This is a genomic window from Flavisolibacter ginsenosidimutans, assembly GCF_007970805.1.
In the GTDB taxonomy this organism is placed as follows: domain Bacteria; phylum Bacteroidota; class Bacteroidia; order Chitinophagales; family Chitinophagaceae; genus Flavisolibacter; species Flavisolibacter ginsenosidimutans.
In genome coordinates this window covers 4,181,258-4,204,964 of record NZ_CP042433.1, presented here as the reverse complement: position 1 = coordinate 4,204,964, position 23,707 = coordinate 4,181,258, and the positions used below count along the sequence as shown (strand labels likewise).

Annotated in this window: 24 protein-coding genes; 7 read left to right on the top strand and 17 right to left on the bottom strand. The window is 46.9% G+C overall.

Annotated features, from left to right (window positions below; all coding sequences use genetic code 11):
* Position 1: 1 nt before the first annotated feature.
* On the bottom strand, positions 2 to 646 hold the full coding sequence (locus FSB75_RS17960) for an MBL fold metallo-hydrolase (protein ID WP_146790312.1): 645 nt from the start codon (positions 644 to 646) through the stop codon (positions 2 to 4).
* Between FSB75_RS17960 and FSB75_RS17955 the strand changes: the two genes are divergently transcribed.
* On the top strand, positions 645 to 4,127 hold the full coding sequence (locus FSB75_RS17955; RefSeq protein WP_227990630.1) for a hypothetical protein: 3,483 nt from the start codon (positions 645 to 647) through the stop codon (positions 4,125 to 4,127). The genes FSB75_RS17960 and FSB75_RS17955 overlap by 2 nt on opposite strands.
* A 102-nt stretch (positions 4,128 to 4,229) precedes the next feature.
* Here FSB75_RS17955 and FSB75_RS17950 read toward each other — a convergent pair whose 3' ends face one another.
* The 9 genes from FSB75_RS17950 to FSB75_RS17910 all read right to left on the bottom strand — a co-directional run bounded on the left by FSB75_RS17950 (position 4,230) and on the right by FSB75_RS17910 (position 9,992).
* Complete coding sequence (locus FSB75_RS17950; RefSeq protein WP_146790310.1) at positions 4,230 to 4,916, bottom strand: DUF1361 domain-containing protein; 687 nt, start codon at positions 4,914 to 4,916, stop codon at positions 4,230 to 4,232.
* On the bottom strand, positions 4,909 to 5,286 hold the full coding sequence (locus FSB75_RS17945) for a diacylglycerol kinase (RefSeq protein ID WP_146790308.1): 378 nt from the start codon (positions 5,284 to 5,286) through the stop codon (positions 4,909 to 4,911). Before FSB75_RS17945 ends, FSB75_RS17950 begins: the two co-directional genes overlap by 8 nt.
* Positions 5,276 to 5,503, bottom strand: coding sequence for a hypothetical protein (locus tag FSB75_RS17940; RefSeq protein WP_146790306.1), 228 nt, complete (start codon positions 5,501 to 5,503; stop codon positions 5,276 to 5,278). The genes FSB75_RS17945 and FSB75_RS17940 overlap by 11 nt, the downstream gene beginning before the upstream one ends.
* 72 nt (positions 5,504 to 5,575) lie before the next feature.
* Positions 5,576 to 6,901, bottom strand: coding sequence for a cell envelope integrity protein CreD (creD, locus tag FSB75_RS17935; protein WP_146790304.1), 1,326 nt, complete (start codon positions 6,899 to 6,901; stop codon positions 5,576 to 5,578).
* A 6-nt stretch (positions 6,902 to 6,907) separates the two neighbouring features.
* Positions 6,908 to 7,360, bottom strand: coding sequence for a hypothetical protein (locus FSB75_RS17930; protein WP_146790302.1), 453 nt, complete (start codon positions 7,358 to 7,360; stop codon positions 6,908 to 6,910).
* Positions 7,347 to 7,751, bottom strand: a complete 405-nt coding sequence (locus tag FSB75_RS17925) for a hypothetical protein (RefSeq protein WP_146790300.1) — start codon at positions 7,749 to 7,751, stop codon at positions 7,347 to 7,349. The genes FSB75_RS17930 and FSB75_RS17925 overlap by 14 nt, the downstream gene beginning before the upstream one ends.
* Positions 7,752 to 7,804: 53 nt before the next feature.
* Complete coding sequence (locus FSB75_RS17920) at positions 7,805 to 8,110, bottom strand: winged helix-turn-helix domain-containing protein (RefSeq protein ID WP_146790298.1); 306 nt, start codon at positions 8,108 to 8,110, stop codon at positions 7,805 to 7,807.
* 7 nt (positions 8,111 to 8,117) lie between these two features.
* A complete protein-coding gene (locus tag FSB75_RS17915) occupies positions 8,118 to 8,762 on the bottom strand; it encodes a hypothetical protein (RefSeq protein WP_146790296.1) in 645 nt (214 codons plus the stop codon).
* Positions 8,763 to 8,816: 54 nt separating this feature from the next.
* Positions 8,817 to 9,992 (bottom strand): aspartate aminotransferase family protein, encoded by a 1,176-nt coding sequence (locus tag FSB75_RS17910; RefSeq protein WP_146790294.1) that lies wholly within the window; start codon positions 9,990 to 9,992, stop codon positions 8,817 to 8,819.
* Positions 9,993 to 10,036: 44 nt separating this feature from the next.
* Between FSB75_RS17910 and FSB75_RS17905 the strand changes: the two genes are divergently transcribed.
* The 3 genes from FSB75_RS17905 (at position 10,037) to FSB75_RS17895 (ending at position 11,209) form a co-directional block, all read left to right on the top strand.
* Positions 10,037 to 10,576, top strand: coding sequence for a gamma carbonic anhydrase family protein (locus FSB75_RS17905; RefSeq protein ID WP_146790292.1), 540 nt, complete (start codon positions 10,037 to 10,039; stop codon positions 10,574 to 10,576).
* A 34-nt stretch (positions 10,577 to 10,610) separates the two neighbouring features.
* Positions 10,611 to 10,796: a hypothetical protein gene (locus FSB75_RS17900; protein ID WP_146790290.1), complete on the top strand. Its 186-nt coding sequence runs from the start codon at positions 10,611 to 10,613 to the stop codon at positions 10,794 to 10,796.
* An 80-nt stretch (positions 10,797 to 10,876) separates the two neighbouring features.
* Positions 10,877 to 11,209 (top strand): DUF3630 family protein, encoded by a 333-nt coding sequence (locus FSB75_RS17895; RefSeq protein WP_146790288.1) that lies wholly within the window; start codon positions 10,877 to 10,879, stop codon positions 11,207 to 11,209.
* 76 nt (positions 11,210 to 11,285) lie between these two features.
* On the opposite strand, the gene FSB75_RS22465 is transcribed toward FSB75_RS17895, so the two are convergent.
* From FSB75_RS22465 to FSB75_RS17865, 6 genes are all read right to left on the bottom strand, one after another.
* Positions 11,286 to 12,317, bottom strand: coding sequence for a 2-oxoacid:ferredoxin oxidoreductase subunit beta (locus FSB75_RS22465; protein WP_146790286.1), 1,032 nt, complete (start codon positions 12,315 to 12,317; stop codon positions 11,286 to 11,288).
* A 105-nt stretch (positions 12,318 to 12,422) separates the two neighbouring features.
* Entirely contained in the window at positions 12,423 to 13,562 is a 1,140-nt protein-coding gene (locus FSB75_RS17885; protein WP_146790284.1) for a glycosyltransferase, read from the bottom strand.
* A gap of 27 nt (positions 13,563 to 13,589) precedes the next feature.
* Entirely contained in the window at positions 13,590 to 15,368 is a 1,779-nt protein-coding gene (locus FSB75_RS17880; protein WP_146790282.1) for an ABC transporter ATP-binding protein, read from the bottom strand.
* Complete coding sequence (locus FSB75_RS17875) at positions 15,365 to 16,609, bottom strand: glycosyltransferase (RefSeq protein ID WP_146790280.1); 1,245 nt, start codon at positions 16,607 to 16,609, stop codon at positions 15,365 to 15,367. Before FSB75_RS17875 ends, FSB75_RS17880 begins: the two co-directional genes overlap by 4 nt.
* A gap of 34 nt (positions 16,610 to 16,643) precedes the next feature.
* On the bottom strand, positions 16,644 to 19,292 hold the full coding sequence (locus FSB75_RS17870) for a glycosyltransferase (RefSeq protein ID WP_146790278.1): 2,649 nt from the start codon (positions 19,290 to 19,292) through the stop codon (positions 16,644 to 16,646).
* 286 nt (positions 19,293 to 19,578) lie between these two features.
* On the bottom strand, positions 19,579 to 19,929 hold the full coding sequence (locus FSB75_RS17865) for a carboxymuconolactone decarboxylase family protein (RefSeq protein WP_146790276.1): 351 nt from the start codon (positions 19,927 to 19,929) through the stop codon (positions 19,579 to 19,581).
* A gap of 355 nt (positions 19,930 to 20,284) precedes the next feature.
* Here FSB75_RS17865 and FSB75_RS17860 point away from each other — a divergent pair, with 355 nt between their 5' ends.
* Positions 20,285 to 20,629, top strand: a complete 345-nt coding sequence (locus FSB75_RS17860; RefSeq protein ID WP_146790274.1) for a hypothetical protein — start codon at positions 20,285 to 20,287, stop codon at positions 20,627 to 20,629.
* A gap of 181 nt (positions 20,630 to 20,810) precedes the next feature.
* Positions 20,811 to 22,052, top strand: a complete 1,242-nt coding sequence (locus FSB75_RS17855; protein WP_146790272.1) for a vitamin K epoxide reductase family protein — start codon at positions 20,811 to 20,813, stop codon at positions 22,050 to 22,052.
* A 154-nt stretch (positions 22,053 to 22,206) separates the two neighbouring features.
* On the opposite strand, the gene FSB75_RS17850 is transcribed toward FSB75_RS17855, so the two are convergent.
* A complete protein-coding gene (locus FSB75_RS17850; protein ID WP_146790270.1) occupies positions 22,207 to 22,704 on the bottom strand; it encodes a hypothetical protein in 498 nt (165 codons plus the stop codon).
* Between the two features lie 526 nt (positions 22,705 to 23,230).
* On the opposite strand from FSB75_RS17850, the gene FSB75_RS17845 reads away from it, so the two are divergent.
* Complete coding sequence (locus FSB75_RS17845; protein ID WP_146790268.1) at positions 23,231 to 23,707, top strand: c-type cytochrome; 477 nt, start codon at positions 23,231 to 23,233, stop codon at positions 23,705 to 23,707.

Genomic DNA, 23,707 nt, shown 5'->3' with positions numbered 1-23,707 from the left:
GTTAAATCATCTTCACAAAAGGATTGCCTTTCATTTCATCGCCGATTGTGGTACTGTTTCCGTGACCCGGATGCACAACGGTGTCTTCGGGTAATGTGTAGAGTTTTGTTTTGATGCTTTCTTCGAGGATATTAAAATCACCACCCGGCAAATCGGTGCGGCCTACGCTTTTTTCAAACAGTACGTCGCCGCTGATGACGAATTTATTAGCCGCGCTGTAAAACGACAGGCTTCCCGGCGAATGGCCCGGCGTAAAAAGAATACGCAGTTCATCATCGCCGATGCGCAGCGTTTGGCCTTCGTCAATGAAAACCATTTCGCCGTCGTAATTCACAAAGGACAAACCCCACAACTGCGCCGATGCCGGGCCGTATTCCAGCACCGCTTTTTCCAGCGAGTGCAGGTGGAGATTCAGGCCATAGGTTTGATGCACGAAGCGGTTACCAAAAATGTGATCGAGATGACAATGCGTGTTTACGAGCAGCGTGGGTTTAAGGTTGTTCTGTTCAATGAAATCTTTCAGCGCTGTTTCTTCCGAAGCAAAATAGCAGCCGGGGTCTATAATACCGCAGTCTCCTTTTTCGTTATACAACACGTAGGTATTTTCCTGAACGGGATTGAAGGTGAAGGGTTGAACCGTTAACATGCCGCTTTTTTGTACTTTTAACCTGCAAGTTACGATTGGAAATCAGCACCTGCCCAACACAAAAATGACAAACGACTTTATGACGAAAGTGAGCCGCCTCGCAGCAGCCGTTGTTTTGCTAACCATCACCTTAACCACCAAGGCACAAGTGAACGCCGTGGAGTTTGGAAAGAACCGCGTTCAATACCAAAAATTTCACTGGCGCTATTATCAAACCGAAAACTTTAATTCTTACTTCAGCCAGGACGGATTGGAACTGGGCAAATACGTGGCCCAGGTAGCCGAAAAAGAATTGCCGCAACTGGAAGAATTTGTGGAGTACGGCCTGCAGCGCCGCGCCAACATTGCCGTGTACAACAATTTTGACGAAATGTACCAGAGCAACATTGGCTTGGGCATTGACTGGCAACAGACCGGCGGCGTCACCAAATTGGTGAACAACAAAATGCTGGTTTACTTCGATGGCAATCACGAAAACCTGCGTCGTCAAATACGCCAGGGCATTGCCGGCATTCTGGTACAGAACATTTTATTTGGCGATGACCTTGGTGAATTCGCGGCCAATCAAACGCTGTTGGATTTACCCAAATGGCTTACCGATGGTTATATTGAATACGCCGCCGAAGAGTGGAGCCCAAAGCTTGACAACGATTTAAAGAACGCCATGCTCAGCGGCGATTACAACAACTTCTATCATTTTGCTTTTAAGCAACCCATGCTTGCAGGTCATGCGTTTTGGTATTACATCGGCAACAAATACGGCAAGCAAAAAACAACTTACCTTCTTTACCTGGCCCGCATTTACCGCAACCTGAACAACGCCACGCAAAAAATTGCAAAGAAAAAATTCAAAGACGTTTTGAAGGACTTCATGCAGGAAATGCCTGACATGTATATGAAAGATTTGCGCGGCCGGAAAGTGGCACCCAAAGGTCAGGTAACGGTTTCGGAAGAAATAGGAAAGAAGGACTTCATTCGCTTTAATGCCAACCCACAACCCAAAAGCTTTACCTACGCAGTAGTAGAATTTAAGCAAGGCATTTACAGCGTGGTGCTGCACGAAAACTTTATCGATCGCAAAGTTTTGGTTCGTTTTGGTACACGTTCAAGGGAAGACGAGATCAACCCGAATTATCCCATTCTTGCCTGGGACGGCAAAGGCACAAGGCTGGCTGTTTTGTACAGCGAAAAAGGCAAGCTTCAATTTTTTGTGTACGATCTCATAAACCGCATCAAACGCGACAAGATGGAAATGTCGCAGTTTGACCAGGTGCAGGACATGAAGTACATGCTGGATGCAAACACCCTAATTTTTAGCGCGGTAAAAGGCGGGCAAAGCGACTTGTTTACGTTCAAGATTGACAAGCTAAAAACAGAGCAAATCACCAATGATGTTTATGACGATCTGGACCCGCAGTTTGTAGCCTTCCCCGGCAAAACGGGCATCATCTTTTCGTCCAATCGTCCTTCGACGAGTGCACCAAACGCAGACACAGCCATCACCGCGCATCCTTACAATATTTTTTTAATTGACAACTGGAACGCTTCCGATTACAAACAAATCACGCAGCTAACAAACTTGAGTTTTGGCAACGCACGGTATCCGTCGCAATACCAAAACACACACTTCACGTTTGTAAGTGACGAGAACGGCATTGCCAACCGCTACGCAGGTTTCTTCCGCAGCGAAAGAGCAGGTCTTGACACGCTTGTTTTTATCGGCGACGAAGTGCTGCGCAATCCACCGCTGAAAGAAGTGGACAGCGTGCTGCACGACTGGAACAAAACCGACATTGATTCGGTGGGTTTTGTTTCGGTTACCAAAGATTCGGCTTATGTATTCCCGCTCACGAACTACCAGGCCAGCCTTTTGGAAACCCGCACTGCCGGCGATCAAAACCAGGTAAGCGAAGTGATTCAGCAGGGCGACATGAAATTTTTGTATCGCTTGAAGGTTGATGAAAATGCATTGCGCCGCCGCAACGTAACGGCGCGGCCAACCGAGTACCGCAAGAAACTGGAAGAACAACGCCGCATGAATTTGTCGAAGCTAATGCGGGATGAACCTTTCCCGAGCGACACAACGAAAAAGCAGGACTTTTTCAACAGCGAATTTGCCAACGAAAAACGCGACTCCACCCACCTTGGGCAGAACGTTGAAGGGCAAATGATTGCTGAAAACAACAGCGTGTTGACCAAGGCCAAGTTGTTTGAATACCGGCCGCGTAAATTTTTTAACGACTACGTGGTGGCAGGCGTAAACAACACCGTGTTTGGCCCGGCACGTTACCAATTATACGCCGGCGGTACAGGTCCCGTGGACCCGGCCAACGGCAACGACTTGAACGGTTTGATTCGCATGGGAACCGTGGATTTATTTGAAGATGTGAAGATCTCCGGCGGCATCCGCTTTGCTCCCAACCTGAAAGACAACGACATTCTGTTTGAATACACAAACCTGAAGAGCCGCATTGACTGGGGCGCCAGCTATTACCGCAGCACCATTGATGCTGGCGTGAGCATCCCGAACGTTGCCAATGCTTTGCCGGGCAAGCTGCATTCGAATTATTACCTCGCTCGTTTGCGGGTTCCGCTCGACCGCACACGCAGCCTTCGCCTTACCGTCGGTCCACGCTTCGACCGCATTGTGCTAAGCAACTTTAGCACGCTGGCCTTAAAGATTCCGGATCAGAAACAAACCTTTGGACAGGTTACGGCGGAGTACGTGTACGACAATACACTCAACCCGGCACAAAATATTTGGTACGGCTTGCGCTGGAAAGTTTACATGGATTGGTTTACCAAGCTCAGTCAATTGCAAACCACCGAAGGCAAGTATTTATTCAACGCCGGCTTCGACATTCGCCATTACCTGCCCATTTACCGCAACGTGATCTGGGCTGTTCGTGCCGCCGGTGATTTCTCCTGGGGCAGCCAGAAAGTTGTGTATTATCTCGGTGGTGTTGACGGTTGGCTGAAGTTTGGCGACAACGTGCGCAGCGACGGAACGTACCGCTACTTCAATGAAGTAAATAAACCCGATCCCGATGCCACTTATGCTTACCAGGCGCTTGCGGTAAACATGCGCGGCTTCATTCAAAACGTAGCCAACGGAAACAACAACCTTGTGATGAATTCAGAAGTGCGGTTCCCTGTGTTTACTACCTTGTTCGACAGGCCAATCAACAATGCACTGCTGCGCAATTTTCAACTCGTGCAGTTTGTTGATTTGGGTACGGCCTGGAACGGCGCTTACGATAAAATAGAAAGGCCCAGTATTTTATATTCCAACAGCACGGCATTGCCGGGAGTGGCGGCCCGTATTAAAGCCGGCGGCATCGGGCCTTTTGCCGGTGGTTACGGCTTCGGTGCCCGCAGCACTTTGCTTGGTTACTTTGTAAAGTTTGACGTAGCCTGGCAAATGAACGGCGTGTTTAAAGGCAAGCCGGTTACTTACCTGGCGCTTGGGTTAGATTTTTAAAAGAAGAAATCTTGTGATAAAAAAGAGACGCTGATGAAGCGTCTCTTTTTTTGCCAACAAAGGTTTGATAAGGATTATTCTTTTGCTTGAAAGATTTATCTCTCACCACAAGGCCTTGCTCATCCGTTTCACCGCCAAATAAATCAACGTCATAAAAACGGCGTAGCAAACAATCATGCTCCAGTCAAGACGATGGCGAAGCGGATGAAGGAGTAAATAGATGATGTCTTCCGTTAATTGAAACGGATCGGCAATCACATCCCAACTGTTGTAACGCAGGTAACGGCCGATGTAAACACCAAAAGCGTTCAGTAACATCAGCGGATAAACAAACTGCCATTCTTTAATTGAAGGAAAATTTAGTTGCACCATTTTCTCCATCATCCGTATGGAAAGCACGCCGAGTAAAATGCCGTTCCAGGCAAAGGAAAAGATCAGCGCTAAATCAAACCAGAGCGGAACCCGGTTGGCAATTTCCAAATGAAACAAATCGGTGATGATGTAAAAAGAGTTGGGTAAGAATAACAGCCAAACCCAAAACAATAAAACAAATTTCCACCGCTTTTCTATCCACGAAATGTTCTGCACCGCAAACCGCGTGATGAGGTAAGGCACCAGCGCTAAAAACAAATTCCACGTAAGCCAGGCAAATTGCAAATGATGCGTATAAACAATGCGAACGGCCGTAAGGCCCATGCTGAACAAGCAGGAAAGAATGAGCAGGCGTTCTAATTCTGTTTTGCTGAAATAGAGTTTGAAAAGAAAACTTTGTTGAAGCTGCTTAAACATAATGAAGGAGTTTGGGAAGAAAAATGATCAATCCGACCACAAAGGCTGCAACGGCCGAAACAAGAACAGCGGCGGCGGCAAGGTCTTTCACCAAGCCTATTTGCGGGTGTTTTTCGAGCGAAATAAAATCCATTGCTTTTTCCAGCGCCGTGTTGAAAATTTCGGCGGCCCACACAAAAGCCATTGTCAAAACAAGGATGCAAACTTCGGTGCGGCTAACATCCAGCAGCAACGAAAGAAAAACAACTACCACGGTTAGTCCGCCGTGAATCCAGGCATTGTGCTCGGTGCGAAACAAGGCTTTGATGCCTTGCCAGGCAAAGCCAAAACTGTTGCCTCTCTCCCGCCACGAAAATTTTTTATTCGGCATTTGAACTTGTTTTATCGGCAATCCACTTCCACCAAAAAGCGGTGCACGTTGTATACACAAACATTTTGTAAAGATCGTCGCTAACCGAATGTCCGTTGCGAACAATGGCTGCGTAAATCGGCACAAGAAATAGCATCGCCAGTAATGTGATTACAATGCCAATCGGATGAACCGGTAAATAAGTCCAGCCCCATTTTTTAAACCAGATTACTTTCATGTGCTTTTGTTTTGAATGAAAGAACAATTATTTGCCTGACATGTTATCGCCAAAGGTCCAACCGGCCGCTTCTTACCATTGAATTTTTTTCGAGAAATGCATGATTACACCCAGCGTTAAAAAGAGGCCAAGGCTTCCGAGCAACAACGAATAATCCTGCAATTGCAAAATGGTAAATACATAGCCGTAAAGCAAGACGAGTATTGTTGAAACCAGTACCGCTAATTTGCCCGACGCAAGAACACTTCTGCTGAACCAGCCAATCAACCCAACGGTAAATGCCGATGCAACGACGTAAGCCGCATCAAAGCCGGTGTATTCCGAAAACGAAAGAAGCAAGGTGTAAAATAAAATCAGCGCAAGCCCGATTAAGCCGTAATGAAAGGGGTGCGCTGACTTTTTTGCGGTGGTTTCAATTAAAAAGAAAGCGGCAAAGGTTAACAACAGGCACAGCAAAGAATATTTAATGGAGCGCATTGTTTTTTGATAGCCGCTCACGGGAATAAACAAATCCACGCCAAAAGCAGATGCGGCAACGCTGTTGGCAGAAAGGTTGTTGAGGCTAAAGGCATCGTCCTTCCATTGTTGCGGAAAATTTTGTTTATGGCCCATGCTTCGCCAAACTGCTGTAAAGCCACTGTCTTTTATACGGGTTGTTTGCGGCAGGCTGTTGCCGGTGAAACTGGGATGCGGCCAGGCCGAAGAAAGACGAACCGTTGTGGACTTGCCAAGCGGTGTAAAAAGTAATTGCTCGGAACCGTTGATAACCATTTGCGAAGAGAACCGCAGATTTGCAACATCTTGTGCTGATGCTAACGACAGCATCGCAGACAATCCCTGATCTTTTGCGCCTTCTCTGTCAAACGGTGAAACCGTTAGTGCCGTATCGTTCACATTTAATTTTACTTCATCGTTTAAACCTTTGTTGTCCGATGTACTCATGCGCATGTAGGCTTCGTTCCAAATCATGTCTTCGGGTGCAAGACCAAGACGTTGCGGCTGCACCGAATGAAAGGCGCCTGATAAATTAACCGCCGAAGAATAAAGCATCACTTTGTAAATGCCGCGGTATTTTTCCTGGGGTGTTACCGATGCGTTCACGGTTAATTCATCGGGTAAGAAATAAGCAAGATGCTTTGTCTTGTTTTTGGTGGCAAGCGTATCGTTTGTCGTTTCCCAATAAGGCACCACAAGTACAGGCCCCATGATGTTTTGCCGCCCGGCCCATTTGCTGCTTACTTCGGCAATGGCTTCCTTTTGACGGCCTTCCCTTTCTTCAATTAAATTTTGAACGTAGTAAGTTGGAATTTGCAGAAGCAGAATAATGGCCGCAATGATTCCTGCTTTAATGAGCAGTTTGCTTTTCGTCCAAACGTTTTGTGCAAGCATTGTTTCCATGTGATTTTAGTTGTTGATGAGGGATTTTGTTTTTGTATAGATGACGTACAGCAGCGCAAAGCCAAACACACCGAACGAGCAATCAATCAAGCGCCAGCCAATGGGTATGCCGCGAAACTGTCCGGCGATGAAGGCAAAGGGAATCACCAGCACACAGGCAATCAATCCAAACTGAACGACCCAAATATTTTTCACCGGGTCTTTGTAAGGACCGATGAAAAGAATAGCCAGAACAAAGTGTGCGAACGCCAGCCAATCGTAACCGTAGAAGAGAAAAGGATGTGCAAGGTTTACCTTGCGATAAGCGAGCAACACCCTTTCTGTCCATGTGTAAAAAGCAGTTGGTTTGGTTATGTGATTGAGTAAAAAACTAAGTTGCGCATCCACGGGAATTGCCGTTAGCCCGCTAATGAAAAGCGCAATGATGAAAAAAAACAGAAGACGTTTAATCGTTTTCATGGTTACCGTATTGAAAAGTTTGAAACAAGTAGTGAAGCGGCGAGGAGAAGAAAAGAACGGCCGAGTAACCGCTGACAAAACTTAGGGGCAGTACGAAATCCAGTTCACCGGATGCGTCGTGCATTCCGTGTGCATACAGGTAATACGACAAGAAGGATACGACCGCCGTGCCAAGCAACAGAACAATCCAGCTAAACAAAATTCCTCCGTGTGCAATCCGTAGAAACTTCAACAGGTAGTAAAGAAGAAGAATGGCCGGCAGGGAGAAAAGAGCCGAATAGCAAACTGCGTACAAGCCCATCGCTATTTTGTGTGGAAACGATAGCAATGCAAAAACAACAAACACGAATAAGTTGGCAACAGTCCAAATTTTCAAACACAGTTTCAGCATATTTTTATTTTTTAAAAAGCACTTTGTATTACAAAGTATAAGCGCAAAAAAAATTACTTCATTCCCCTGATCATTTTTTCCAAACCACCCAAGTGATCTTTAAACGCCTTCTCTCCCGCCTTGGTAATGGAATACGTGGTGTTGGTTTTTCTTCCTACAAAACCTTTGTGCACTTTCAAAAAACCAGCTTCTTCCAAAGTTTGCAAGTGCGTTGCCAGGTTGCCGTCGGTGACTTCCAGCAGTTGCTTCAAGTCGTTAAAGCTCATTTCCTCGTTTACCACCACGGCGCTCATCACGCCCAGCCGAATGCGGTTGTCGAAGATTTTATTGAGTCCTGCTATGGGATTGTTTACCGGCATTGTTCATTTATCTCCCTGAGGTTTTGCGTTCGTTCTTCCACCACATGATAAAACCGTAAATGATGTGCAGCAAGCCGAAACCAATGGCCCAAAAGTAAAGGCCACCGTTGCCGTACTGCGTAGCAACCAAGCCTAAAATAATTTCCGAGATGCCCAGATAACGAACATCACTTAATGTGTATTTGCTTGCGTTCACCAAAGCCAATCCGTAAAAGACCAAACAGGCCGGTGCAATAAAGCGCCAGTCGCTGTGTTGCAGTAAAGCCAGCACGAAAACGCCGCCTGCAACCAAAGGAATGATCATGTTGATAGTTAGCAACCGCGAGGTATGATTCCACAAAGGCACCTTGTCTTCTTTGGTTTTTCGCCAGGTAAAATAAAAAGCGGAAAGAAGCGCAAGAGCCAAAACACCACCGGCCAATAAAAAAAGATGAAGTTTTAATTGCTGAAAAGCGAAGCCCGAGAAATTGCCGGCTTCGTTGTAGTCGCCATAATATTCAGCAATCAAATGGTGCGCAACGAAAGCACCGGCCAGGGCCCACAAGCCGGCAGCAATGCCGCTTAAACCGCTGAGGGAGAGGAAACGGCTCGACCGCTGCATCATCTGCCGGATGTCCTGTAACGCTTCGAGGTGCTGGTTTTGTTCAGCCATAAAAAGCACTTTGTAATGCAAAGTAAATACCGTGTTTTTGATTTTGCAAATAAATTATGGCAGTGCTTCCAAAATAATTTCGCAGGCTTGTTTTACCTGCCGAAGCGAAAGGGTTAACGGCGGCGAAATGCGCAAACAATTTGACGCAAACAAAAACCAATCGGTAAGTACACCGTTTGCGATACAGGCATCAATGATTTTTTTATTCTCCTCAAAGCTTTCAAATTCAACCGCCATCCACAAACCAAAAGATGAAAGAGATTTTATGTTTGGATGAACGAGCAATGATCGGCACAAGGCTTCTTTTTCTTTTGCAGAAGCAAACAATTCTTCATCAAGCAAGGCTTCAAACGCCGCCTTGCCGGCAGCGCAGCAAAGCGGGTGTCCACCAAACGTAGTAATGTGTCCAAGCACCGGGTTATCCGTCAAGCAATCCATCAAACTTTTATCGGCAATAAAAGCCCCGAGCGGCAAGCCGCCACCGAGTGCTTTGCCCAGGAGCAAAACATCGGGTACGACGTTAAAGTTTTCAAAGCCCCACAGCTTTCCCGTGCGTCCAAAGCCGGCCTGTATTTCGTCGAGGATAAACAAAGCACCCACTTCTGTGCAACGCTCCTGCAAGAATCGCAGCCACTCCTTTTGCGGAGCAATAATTCCTGCCTCAGCCTGTACCGTTTCAGCAATTACGCAAGCAGTTTGTTGTGTGATAAATTTCAAATCATCAAACGAATTGTACCGCAGGTGTTGAATGTCCGGTAACAAAGGCCGAAAAGCATTGCGCCAATATTCATCACCAATGATGCTTAACGCACCTTGCGTAGAGCCGTGATAGGAATTTTGGAACGCAATAATTTCCGTTCTTCCCGTAGCCCGCTTGGCAAGCTTCATAGCGCCTTCCACGGCTTCTGCACCCGAGTTGGTAAAGTAAACGCTGTCGAGCGACGAAGGAAGATGCTGCGTCAGCAATTTCGCGTATTGCACTTGCGGGCTTTGCACAAACTCACCGTAAACCATTACGTGCAGGTAATCGTCTGTTTGTTTTTTAATCGCCTCAACAACTTTCGGATGGCGGTGGCCCACGTTGGCAACGCTAATGCCGCCAATCAAATCCAAATATTCTTTTCCCGATGCGTCAATCAACACACAGCCTTCGGCTTTGATAATTTCCAGGGCCAAAGGTGCGGCCGATGTTTGGGCTACATGGCTTAGAAAAAGCTGCCGTAAATTCATGGCTGCAAAAATCAGAAATAAGAAATCAGAAATTTCAAATTACTATGGCATTGATCTTACCGGTAGAAGGAAATTATCCAAAATGGGGCGAAGATTGTTTTATTGCGCCTAACTGCACCATCGTGGGCGACGTGGAAATGGGCAACCAATGCAGCGTGTGGTTTAACGCCGTAGTGCGCGGCGACGTAAACAGCATCCGCCTTGGCAACAAAGTAAACGTGCAAGATGGCGCGGTAATCCATTGCACGTACAAACGCTCCAAAACAATTATTGGCGATAACGTGTCCATTGGGCACAATGCCATTGTGCACGGCTGCACCGTTCACGACAACGTTTTAATCGGCATGGGGTCCATTGTTATGGACAATGCCGTGGTGCACAGCAATACCATCATTGCTGCCGGCGCGGTGGTATTGGAAGGAACCATCTGCGAAGGCGGGTCCATTTACGCCGGCGTGCCGGCTAAAAAAATAAAGGACATTTCGCCGGAGAAAGTGGAAGGGGAAATAGCCCGCATTGCGAACAATTACATTGGTTACGCATCGTGGTTTTCCGAGGCCAATGTTGCAAACGACAAAATTTAAAACTATGTTTATCGTTTCAAGAGAAAGCATAACCATGAAAAATTTCCGTAACCTCTTCATCCTTTTCTTCAGCTTCACGCTGCTTTCCTCGTGCAGCGTGTGGAACAAGGTCTTCCCGCCCAAATACGGCTGCGGTACCGATGGACGCAACGTGGGCGCAGAAAAGCTCCTCGACGATACGGGTAAGAAGAAGAAAGAACCCAAATGGCGGGGCGGATAGTTTACAAAAGCGTAACCTGACCGGTGCAGCAAACAAACTCCATCAACTGTCTTACCAAAACAAACGCTAAACCAAGTTATATGAGCCTAACCCTTCGAACGACACTCGGTTGTACCGAAGCCGTTATAGACGGCGATGGCAGCTTGAAACGCTTCTATCAGATTGCTTCGATTCTGGCCGATGAACTGAAGGCCGCTTTTGTGAACAAAGAAGATGATTTTGACGCCATCAGTTGGGATTTTCAATTGCAGAAATATTTGCTGACGCTGCAATACAGCATTTACAGTGGCATCACGCTTTTTCCCACCAAAACAAAAGATGCCCGCAAGCGGGATAACGAGGCCGTGGTGCAAGTGGCCAATTTGCTGGAAGGAAAGTTAATGTCGGCGGATATGCAAGGGAAGGCACTTTAAGGCTTTCACCGTTTTAGAATATCAACCAACGAAAAAGCCGCATTGCTGCGGCTTTAAAATTTTATTGCTTCATTGGTTACACAATATCCCAAACCTCGTTTCCTCTTAAGAGCTTGTCCAGATCGGCTGGCTTTTTTTCTTTGGCCCAATCAATTTGCTTCTTTAGCACTTCTTCGTACGCAGGACGAGAAACCTGGTAGAACACGCCAAAGGGTCGCGGCAAATGACCTTCGATTTTGGGGTCGTCAAACATGCGGGTAAGGATTTGCGCTTTGTACAAATCCGTTTCATCGTGCACCCACAAATCATCTGCTGAAGCGCCGTTATTAAGGTCAACCACAACGGGCTTAAAGCCATCGAGTTTGATGCCTTTGTCGCTGTTAGAACCAAAGATTAACGGCTTGCCGTCCTCCAGGAAAATAGCATTATCAGCCTTCGATGTCTTTTCGGTAAAGGTTTCGAAAGCGCCGTCGTTAAAGATGTTGCAGTTCTGGTATATTTCAAGAAACGATGCGCCTTTGTGTTCGTAAGATCTTGTCAGCATGGCCTGCAAATGTTTCGGGTCTCGGTCCATGCTGCGGGCAATAAAAGTTGCGTCGGCCCCCAATGCCAATGCCATCGGGTTAAAGGGATGGTCAATGGAACCGAAAGGCGTTGATTTTGTCACCTTGTTTTCTTCCGATGTAGGTGAGTATTGTCCTTTGGTTAAACCGTAAATCTGGTTGTTGAAAAGAAGAACGTTTACATCAAAATTGCGGCGCAACAAATGAATGGTGTGATTGCCGCCGATGCTCAGACTATCGCCATCGCCGGTTACAATCCACACGCTTAAATCGGGACGGGCCGCCTTTAACCCGCTGGCAATGGCCGTTGCGCGGCCGTGAATGGAATGCATGCCGTACACGTTCATGTAATACGGAAAACGAGAGGAACAACCAATGCCTGAAATGATGGCGATGTTTTCTTTAGGAATGCCTAGCGTAGGCATTACTTTTTGCACCTGGGCAAGAATAGAATAATCGCCGCAGCCGGGACACCAGCGCACTTCCTGGTCGGTTGCAAAATCTTTGGCAGTAAGCGGAGCTTTATTGAGTGTTGCGGTTTCCATTGTAAAAAGATGGCTTCAAATATAACACAGGAGGGCGGAAAGAATGACGAATAAGCCAGATTTAGCAAGGCTTGTGGCCATTTTATGGCAAGAATATGACTTGCGTTAGATGCGGGCCAACAAGTCCCGCAGGACCGAGCCGGCTTCAAAATAGCCGGCAACAATTTCCCGGGCTGCCACTGAATGTTTCTTGTAATCGGCGGTTGCATTTTCCATTGCACTGACTGATTCTTCAAAGCCGGTAAACGGCAACAAGCCATTGCCCGTTGGTAAAAAATTCGAAAATCCCGTATCCTGCACCACAACCGGCTTTCCCGAAGCCATGTAGTTTAAGGTGCGTTCGCTGAACCAGCCGCAGTTGCTGCTCACGTATCCTTCTTTGGCTACGCTCCACTCTCCTTTCGAACCGGCGATATAGCTTTGGTACGCTTGCGGCGTCAGTGATAAGGGCAATGGATCGGTAATGTGCCAACCTTGGGCTGCAAGTTTTTCCCTGGGTGCTGAACTGCTACCCAATGCCAGTTCAATTTTATCGGTAATGCGTTTTGGCATGTGCCAATAAGCATCGAACGAAGATGACTTCATGCCAAATTTTTTCCCCTCAAATTCCCGCACGGTGTAGCTATCCCATTGCATGACAGTTGTCCATTTGGCGTTGGAGGTTGCTGGGCTTGCAGGCCATGCGTTCATTTCCACCGGCTGTCTTGTGGGCAACCAATCAAAACCATCATCTGGAACAGTGCAGCCGTCTTTCCCAATATTCTCGCCAAATGAAAAAAAATGCGTGTGTGCTTTGGCAAGACGCATTTGCGTCTCGCTGGTCAGATGTTTTATTTGGGTAAAAGCAGGATCGGTGTCAATCAGCATCCGGCACGGAATATTTTGGTGCCAATCACGCAAAGGATTTACTCCCGAAAGGTTCAGCAAGGCATCGGCCTTTTGGCAGAAGGAAAAAACGCGGTTGCGGTTCTGGCCGAACCACCGGTTGCCGTGTGCATCAAAATAAGCCCAGTGATGCTGCAAATCAAATTTTGCAAAGAAGGTTTCAATAAAACGTAAACCGTAAGCCGGGTCGGTCGTCGTTTCAAAACGTTCGGGATTGTAGCACGAAGGATAGTCGTCGCTGTCTTCCAAAAACAAAACCTCGTGCCCGGCTTGTTTTAAACCAAGCACATATTGTAAGTGATGCCAGGCCATGCCGCCCAACGGCCCGCGAACAATGTATCCCAAAACCAAAATGTGCATGACCTTTCTAAAAATTGCTGTGAAGATTTACGCGGAGAAGGCGAACTCTTTTTTCTTCTCTTCTACAAAATCGCTTCCGCCGTCACGCACGGCTTCTACCAATTGCCCCTTTTCCAAATGCAGAACAACGTTGCAGGACTTGAGCGTATCAAGACGATGCGTGATCATAAACGTTGTGCGGCCTTTCATAAGCCTTTCCATCGCCTCCATAATCTGCGCTTCTGTTTTTACATCAAGAGAACTCGTTGGTTCGTCCAAAATAAGAACCGGCGCATTTTTTATAAATGCACGTGCAATGGAAATGCGCTGGCGTTCGCCGCCCGACAACTGCATTCCTCTTTCGCCCACAAGCGTATGATAGCCTTCTTTGCAACGCAAAATAAATTCGTGGGCGTTGGCTGCTTTTGCCGCTTCCACAATTTCGGTTTCAGTGGCCTCCGGCTTGCCGTATTTGATGTTTTCGTAAATAGAAGTCGAAAACAAAACCGGCTCCTGCAACACAAGGCTGAACTGCTTGCGGTAATCAACCAGTTTGTAATCCCGGATGTCTTTTCCGTCCAAAACAATCTGCCCCAAAGCCGGGTCGTAAAACCGCATGAGCAAACCAATGAGCGTTGACTTGCCCGAACCCGTAGAACCCATGATGCCCACGCGGTCGCCCGGCCTGATCTCAAACGACAAGCCGCTAAGCGTTTGCTTTTGCGGTGCATAGCCGAAGCTGACTTGCTGAAACCGGAAGCTGCCTTTCGCCGTTAACAGGTGTGCGGCGTGAGATGTTTCTTTCACCTCCTTCTCTTTGTCTAGCAGTGCATAGACACGTTCGATGCTGGCCATGGACGCCTGTATGTCGGTGATGATTTTGCTGATGTTTTGCAGCGGCGCAAAAAACTGTGTGAGGTAGGCCAGCATGAGTGTAAGCTCGCCCAGGGTCATTTTTCCTTGCTGCACGTATCGTGCGCCCAGGTAAATGAACAAGGCTGTGGCTATTGCAAACACGAGCCCCACTATGAGATAAAACGAAGCCGCCATCCAGGCCACTTTTATTTGCTCTTTCACCGCCGTGTCGGACTGACGAACAAAGCGTTCTTCTTCCCCGTCTTCCTGCCCAAAGGCTTTCACCACACGAAGTGATGTGAGTACTTCCTGCAATACCGACAAAGCCCGGCTTTCCTTGTCCTTTACCTGCTCCCAATTTTTTTTGAGTTTGGAAGACGAATAGCGAATTAAAAGAAAGAGCGGAGGAATGACAGAAACTGCGATGATTGCCAGGGGAACGTTGATGAAAAAGATAACGCCGACCATGGCAAACAAGGTTAAGAAAGAGGAAAACAAAGGCGCAACATTACCCAGCAGAAGCGTTCTGATTCCCGTCGTATCCCATTGAAGGCGGTACAACGAATCAGAGGTTCCGGCCGTATCGTGATAGGCAAGCGAAAGCCGTTGAAGGTGGTTGAAAAGCCGGGTGCGAAAATGAAGCACCAACTTTTCGCCGGTGTACGTGGTGAGCACCCAGTTTACCAGCATGAGCAGGTTTTCGGCAAGGGCCGTAATGATAACCAGCGCGGCGGCGGCGAAGATGATTGCCGTAAAAGAAAACTTGTACCCTTCGGCAAAAAAGAAGCGGATAAAAACCGGAAGCGGCTCGTGCCCGAAAGCGCTGTCAATGACCAGTTTTACGGCGTATGGCTTTAGCAAGGCGATGGGTGTAGCCAAAAGGCTAAGAAAGAAAAGCAGGACGATTTGCCCCCAAAATGGACGGGCTTGCAACCAGATGCGCCTGAAGGTGAAAAACGTTGAGCGGTTCATGTGTATTGCGGATCGAATGCTTTAAGACCAAAAGCATCACCGGTTGATTTTTGTGTTTGCGAACGGTTGATTTCTTCAAGCAGCTTGCTCAGAATTTTGTTGCTGTCAAAAAATTCTTTGGCCAGCGCTCTTGCTTTTTTCGCATGAAACGCCGGCCTTTCTTTTACCTGCGCAACGGCTGCCGCTGCCGAATCAAAGTTATAAAATGCAAAAAGTCCTTCGCCCGACGGGAGGTATTTTGACCAGCCGGTTTCTTGCGTAACGACAGGCTTTCCCAGCGCCAGATAACAGGCCGAACGACAACTAAACCAACCGGTGTTTCCTTTTACATAGGTTTGCTTGGCAACGGAAAACTCGGCCGCCGACGAAGCAAGAAAGGCCTTGTAGTCTGCACTTGTAGTGATGGCGGAAAGCGGATCGAGTATATGCCATCCTGCATTTCTCACTTCGTCTTTTTTGCCCAACGGCATATTTGAAACCATGAGCGCAAAAGAAAGTCCGGGAAAGCGGGACGGTATTCCCAAGATCCTTTCGAATTCCGAATTTTTTTGCCCCCAGGTTGTACCGCCAAAAACCAAGTCGGGACTTACAGACCAATTCATCACCGTTGTAAAAGACTTGCTTTCGACTAACGGTGCGGGTTGCCAATGATCAAGGCAAACGGGTTGCCGGGTAACGTGCCAATGAAAACCACAGGAAGGAACGCGGCAATCCACTTGCCCAAGATTTTCGCCGAACGTGAAAAGGTAATTGTGGTTCTCTACCAAAAAATCCATTTTATACGGACTTTTTCCGGCGTTCAGTTCTTTCTGCTGCAAGTATTCGATCTGCGTAAACATGGGATCGGAATCAATGAGGACTCTTTTGGGAATTGACAAATATTCCTCTCTTAAAAAAGCCGACGCAGAAACGTTTATAAAGACATCGGCCGTGCGGCAAATTTCCAATACTTTGTTGATGGATAATCCGTAACAGTTCCCCGTAGCCACATCGCGGTAGGCCCAGCGGTCATTAAGGCCAAAGTCGTTCATGACCGTGGCCAAATACTCAATGCTGTCGGTTGCATCGTTCCATTGCCTGCCTTCTTTTTGGTATTTAGGAAACTGCAGCGTGTCTTCAATGTAGTAAACGTCGTGTCCCAGAAGTTTTAAGCCAAGCGGGTATTGAATGTAATCCCAGGTTACGCCGCCTGTGGGATAGAGGCCAATAAATCCGGTTACAACGATTCGAAGTTTGTTCATGCGTGGTTAAACAGTGCCGCAGCGAGTGAAGTAATTAAACACCGTGAACAGAACTCAAACTTTTCGGCCCGCTTGCTTCAAAAGCGGTTTCTTCATTCTGTTCCAATTGAATCAGTTTTGCTTCCCTGGTCTGGGTTAAGACAACGCTTCCTGCATTGTCTTTGTGTACCACTTTCATCGGCACAACTTCCTGCCGGGGCAGGCCTGCAACCGCCAGCTGAAGCGTGTGCAAAACGTTCGATTTCTCAAAAGTGCATTTTATTAAGACGGCCACCGCAAGAAACGCAAACACAGTACCGACAAGCCATTGTTGATACAAAAAAGAAAGCGAAGAAAGGGCAGCCATCGTCAGCAGGGCAGCCGTACAGAAGAAAGCAAAGGAAACCCTGCTTTTAATTTTCACGTATTGCTTACCCGCGCCGTGTTCTTCGACGGTAAGCAGGCAGCGAACGTGCGTAAAAAGCTTGTTGCCTGCCTGAAGATCCCAGCGTTCAAAGTCGCCGCCGCGCTGCGCCATTACTTGCTGGTCTATCAATCCCTGTTCAAGCGCCGTCAGGTAGTCTTCGGCCGAATACCATTTCTCCGACCAGTGAAGAAAAGTTTTGTTGCGAAACACAAACAAATACTTCCAGTTCCAACCCGCGCCCCGCCTGCGCCAAGGCGTTAAGCCGAATTTAATGCGTCCATAAAGCCGCGCCACGGGTTGTACAATGTGCAGCGCAACAATCAGCAAATAATACGTTGACTTTCGGTACATGCTTGGAAGCGCCGTGTTTTTGGCCGCGCTGTAAATTGCCTGCGCCACAATGATCAAAATCGAAGCAGTAAAAGGAACAAGGGCCCAAAGCAAAGCAGACCATAAGATGCCCAGCAAACTGATGCCGCCCAAAAGCGCCGCCATCAAATACCATTCGGGCATCAGCGGCAAAGCATTCATTAAGCCGTCGCCCGGCTGGTAAACCGATTGAAACAAAGCGCTTCCCCATGTGCCGTGAAAGACCTTTGCCTTTTTCGTTTTCAGGGCCATCGTCCAGCCGTTGCCGTAAATGCGGCCGGCCCAGGACAGGTGCCCGAAGCCGTTGTATTTCTGCGGCCATTTTCCTTCCAGTAAAGATTCAGCCTTGCCGTACCCTTTTTGTTGTTTCCAATATGCTTTAAACGAGTTTCTGCGGTGATGCCAGACGAGTGCCGAGGGATGATAGCCGATGGTATAACCCGCTTCCTGTATGCGCCAGCAAAGGTCCACATCATCGCCGGCTGCGCGGTAAATGTGATCGCAGCCGGCGACTTTTAAATACACCTCGCGGCGGAACGACATGTTGCAGCCGGGAATGTGCTCGGCAATTTCATCAGTACTTAAAACGTGCACCGGACCACCGGGGGCATTGGCTACGCAATGCGCAATTGCGCCGTCTTCTTCGGGAGCAATGTTTGGCCCGCCAATGCCTGCATGGTTCGAAGTGGCGTAGGCATAAGCGAGGTAATGCAGCCAGTGCGGGTCGGGATAGGCATCGTCGTCAATGTAAGCAATGATTTCGCCTTTTGCGTGTTGCGCCGCGGTGTTGCGTGCATTACTCAATCCCCGGTTAGCAGTAGAGATTAAGCGAACCGGGTATTCCTTTACGATGTCAGCAAGATTGTCCGTTGAACCGTCGTTCACTACTACCACTTCAAAAGCCGGGTAGTCCAGCATCCTGAGAGCTTCCATCGTATCGCGGATGGTGGCGCTACCGTTATACGAACAAACGGCCACAGAAATAAAAGGCCATTTATCCAGGCGGCAGGGTAAATGGCTCATGGCCGCTTGCACGGCCTCCAGGGCAGGTTTACACTGTCGCTGTCGGTCAACCAAACCAAAATCCCAGTCTTCAATTTCAAAACCACCGCGCCACCATTGGTCCGTCCATGCAAATACAAACATGCCGGCGCAACCTTTTCCAAAAATGGTTTCTATCTGCCACGTTAAAACTTCGGCTTGTTTCTGCAAACCGTTGCGCATGCTGTCCAATCCAATTTCAGCCAATACCAGCGGGCGGTCACCCGAGAGGTTGTGCAGACGTGCAATGTAGGCGCTTAATTTTTGGGGCGTTTCCAAATAAACGTTGAAGCAGTCGAAATCGAGAAAGCGCAGATCGAGGTATTCGGTTGTGGGATAATTGACGTAAGTAACAAGGCTTTCGGGATCGGCGGCCTTTACAACTTTGTACAGCTTTTTAATCCATCCTTCTATCTTCTCTTTTCCGTACCAGCGCACGATGGTTGCGGGTATCTCGTTGCCTACGGCAAAGCAAAGAATGGCCGGGTGTTGCCGGCAGGATTCAACGCCTTCCCGCACACGGCTCAAAATGTCTTTTTGCTGTTTAACAGAGTCAAGAAAGGTAAGGTGCTGCTCCCAGGGCAAACCCACCATCACTTTCAAGTCGTAATCCAGCGCCAGGTCGAGCAAGTATTTGGGCGGCACCGTGTAGGTACGCACCGAATTGAAGCCGTGTTTCGCCATCAGGGCGAAATCCTTTTCTACTGCTTCTTTCGATGGAAACTGAAGGCCTTTTTCATCGGGGGCAAAGGTGCCGTACGTAACGCCTTTTACATAAAATTTTTGGTCGGCTACGTACATAAATTTTCCCTTGACAAAGGGACGACAGACCGCTGCAGACGAGCGGGTTGTAAGCTTTGCTTTCATTTTACAAGATTTAACCAAGCATAGCAAGGGCAAAATGCCTTCGGTAGATGTAGCCTTCAAAGGATTGGGCAAGCCAGTGGCTTAAGGAACCTTGTTACAAACTGTAAGGGTTGTGTGACGCGTGGTTAAGGAGCAAACAAAAGTGCGGTTGTAAAAAGGATAGTGGAAAATCGTTCAACCGGACAAACAGGAGCAATAGTAGTAAATTATTAATGCAGAAGTAAATATAAAATAACCAAATGTATTTGTGCCTGACAGCAAGAAAGGTTGATCAGAAAGTGCGTCCTTAGTTCTTCTCGTTGAGCAGGGCCTCCCAATACTCGGCTGCCCGGCGTGTGTGCGGAATAACGATGGTGCCGCCGACAATATTGGCTACGGCGAAGATCTCGTACAACTGCTCTGTTGTGACGTTTAGTTCACGGCACTTGCCGAGGTGGTACTTGATGCAATCGTCGCAGCGCAGCACCATGCTTGCCACCAGGCCCAGCATTTCTTTTGTTTTTTTATCAAGTGCGCCGTCTTCGTACGTATTGGTGTCAAGGTTCCAGAGGCGCTTCATGACGAGGTTGTTCTTGCTTAGGATAACCTCGTTCATCTTCTCGCGGTAGTCGTTGAATTCGTTGATCAAATCGCTCATGTTGAAAATTGAATGTGCGAAGATAGATTGCTGCGGGCTACAGATGTTCTGCAATCGTTTTAAAAAAACATTTATTGTATTAAAAATATATTATCTTGTATATCCAATTACAAGCTGCCAATCTCCCTTGCTGAACCCCTCTCAATGTCTGTGTGAAGAAAATCTTTCGCTGAGTTTTGAAATCTATGTTTTAACACCGCTCTTCTACTCTATGGACTTTTTCAGGATTTCCAAATTCCCCGGCTTATGGATATTCCTCTCGTTAATAAAAGTCCTCCTCCGCTCAATATGTGTGGTTGGTTCTTCAACCATAATTTTTTACTAACGATTCTTTCAAAAAACTAAAACTCAGATCATGAAAAAAGTACTCATCCCCTTCGCTTCTCTGTTCGTTTGTGCCATCGCTTTGGTTAGCTGGAAAAACGCCAGCACACGCGATAACGGCGCCTTCATCGCCAATGATTTTACCTGCGGTTTAATTGATGGCGACGGCAACTTTGCTTTTGCCGATGCATCTCACACCGTAATTACTTCATCTGGCAACAGCGTATTAAAATGCAGCGCCACTGTACCCAATTCAACAGGCAAAGCTGTGAACTATAACGATTTCCTCTGCGGTACTTTCATAGGACTTACAACCGATTCGCACGAAACTGTCAGCGCAAGCGGTCAAGCTACATTGACTTGCAAAGTGCATTGAGAAACCACATAGTTTGCAGCAAACAAAACATAAGCTGCAAAACATGATTCGGAGGACTTTTACGACTGCGGAGCTGCAAGGCACTCCGCAGTCTGATTTAAATAACAGGAACTTGCAAAGTTCAACCCCTCAACCAAAGCACGCCTAAAACTATTTTTAAACACCTCACCGTAATTGCTTCATGGAACAAACAATTCCTTACCCCTATAAATCCGACAGCAAAAGATACCAATTTCTTAAGCGGTTATTTGCTGCATTACTCTTTATCGGATTGGGGCTGTCCTCTTATCTTTTTTACAGACATGCGGTTGGCAGCGCAGGCAAAGTAGATGTTTGCTCAGCCCTTTTTGGAAAAGGTTGCGACGGGGCGCTGAACAGTTCTGTAGGCACCCAGTTGGGCCTGCCGCTTGCCGGCTGGGGAATTATTTATTATTGCTTGCAAATAGCCTTGTGGGCATGGCCATCATTTCTCGGCAAACCGCTTAAGGTAAACACCGCTGTTCCGGTTTTATTACTCTGCTCTTTGGCCGGCATCGGCAGCATCAGCCTCCTGGCGATTATGTTGTTTGAACATTCTCTTTTTTGTCCTGTTTGCGTTCTCATTCATTTTACCAACCTGCTTTTGTTTGTTTGTGCTACGCAAATTACCGGTTATTCACTGCCCGTATTTTTTACAACGGCAAGGCAAGAACTAAAATCGCTGTTTAACTATCGTTCTGAAAAAAGAGCCGCGATAAAAAGCTGGTTTGGCATTGGAACTTTTCTGCTTTTGGCCTTTTGCCTTTATACCGCCTTGCAAATAATTTCCGACAAAGCCGCGGCGCTGGATCCGCAAAAAATAATTACGCAGTTTGAAGAAACACCACGGCAAAGCGTTCCCGTTGATAACAGCGACCCGGTTTTTGGATCAAGTAACTCGTCCATTCAAATCATCGTCTTCAGCGATTTTGAATGTTCTTCCTGCCGCGGTTTTTCAAGAGTTCTTTACCAGCTTAAAAAGAAATACAAGGGCCAGTTTTCTGTTGTGTTCAAGCATTTTCCCTTGGGTAGCTGCAACCCCGTTGTTACAAAAAACATACACCCAAAAGCCTGCGAGGCTGCGTTGGCAGCGGAAGCGGCCCGTCAGCAGGGAAAATTCTGGCAATACCACGATGTTCTTTTTTTCTACGACTTAAGTAAAACAAACGTTCCTTACGCTACGCTTGCCGCAAAACTTCACCTTGACTCGGCAAAATTTGAAGAAGCCCGGAACGGAGAAGCTGCAAAACGCGAAGTTGGAAGGGCCATTGCCGAAGGCCTTCGGTTAAAAATAGACGGAACACCGGCTGTGTATTTGAACGGAAGGCCGGTGAATGATTTTCGCCTGCAACCGATGGAAGTTTTATTCGACCACATTTTAGCACAGCAGTCAGCTCCTCATTAATATGTGCAGAGCGAAATACGTTTGTGAAATCGTAAGATGCAAACAAATCAGGACCGCACCGACCACATCATCTGCTCCGCACTTCTCACTTAATAAAAAAATGCTGCCTTTGAAAGGCAGCATTTTTTTATTCCTTTTGAGCAAATGAAACAGCTTATTGGCAAACCTGGTTAAAAGGTTCTGATCTTATAACAGAAACAGTACCGTCGGCATTTACAGTAACATGAAAAGCTGTGGACTCTTTCACATTATTGCCACCGCCTGCAGTATTCAAGTTAGCGTTTACTATATCATTAAAGACAAACTGAGAATTGTTTAAGCTACCATTCTGAGTTGAATTTTGGGTTACATGGCCAACATAAGTAGCACCGGAAGTTTCGCCCACACCGCTCAGTTGTATATTTTCCTGAGTGCTAACGTTTACTCTGTTATTGTTAATTACGCCGTGGATACTCAGCGTGCCGTTATAGGTTAAATCAACTAGTTCGCCTGTGCAGAGATCATTAAAAGTAGTGGTAAACGAAATTGGAATGTCCACATCAATGTGCGTAACAGCGTTTGCTTTAACTGCATGAGATTTACCGGCAGTAGTGAAAGAATAAGTAAGTACGGAAAGAGCAATAAGACCGGAAGCAAGCAAAATCTTTTTCATTGTTTTTGGTTTTAAATTAAAAATGGTGGTTCAGGATAAGATACCAGTGCTTCATTGACAGTCTTCAAAAAGGCAGCAAACTTATTGTGCTCAAAAAGAATCGTACTTGATGAACACTTTCCAAAACTCTCCAGTACCAGACAAACGCGAATGTGTTCAAGGTGTAGTTAGCAAAAACGTAGGATTTGTGGATAAGATATTTGGACGAGGCCGACTGACTCGGAATAAGATTTCTTTATTTACGGGTGTGGCTAGCAAAGAAGTTTAGAAGGGCAAACAAATATGCGTAAAAACGAATCGTTTATAAATATAGACAGCTTTTAACCCAGCGCAAAAAAATTTTACGGTTTAGTTTTTGCTAACGCAGGGCCATCATTCTTGCCTTGACACTCTTCTCAGGAGAAGCTTTTGCCGTTCCTCCATAATTGCAGAAATTAGCCGCAACTTTACCGGGTTTATAGATGAGTTAACTTCACCAACTTGTTTACGACCTCGTTTTTTTTCAGCAAACAAAATTTAAAAATCAATGAAAAAATCTTTCCTTGTAACCTTTGGAATTATTGCCTTGGCAGTGCTCTCTTATGCCTTTACCACAAACCCCGATGAACCCAAATACAAGAACCTGAAAATTCTTCCCAAAGACATTACGCACGAGCAAATGGACAGCGTGATGCACCACTTCACCGCATCGTTGAACGTAAAGTGTAACTTTTGCCACATGCGCAACGAAGAGACAAAAGAATGGGATTGGGCCTCGGACGAAAACAAGCACAAACTGGTGGCACGCGAAATGATGAAGATGACCAACAAGATCAACGACAAATATTTTCCGATAGGCAAAAAAGCCGAAAAGCTTTCCACGCAACTGATGATTAGTTGTTACACCTGTCATCACGGCACTACCGAACCCGCTGCCAAAGCGCCGCGCATGGAAAGACCACAGCAACGGCCCGCGCAGGACTCGGCAAGAAGAAACCTGGACTCTACCAAACGAAACGGATAA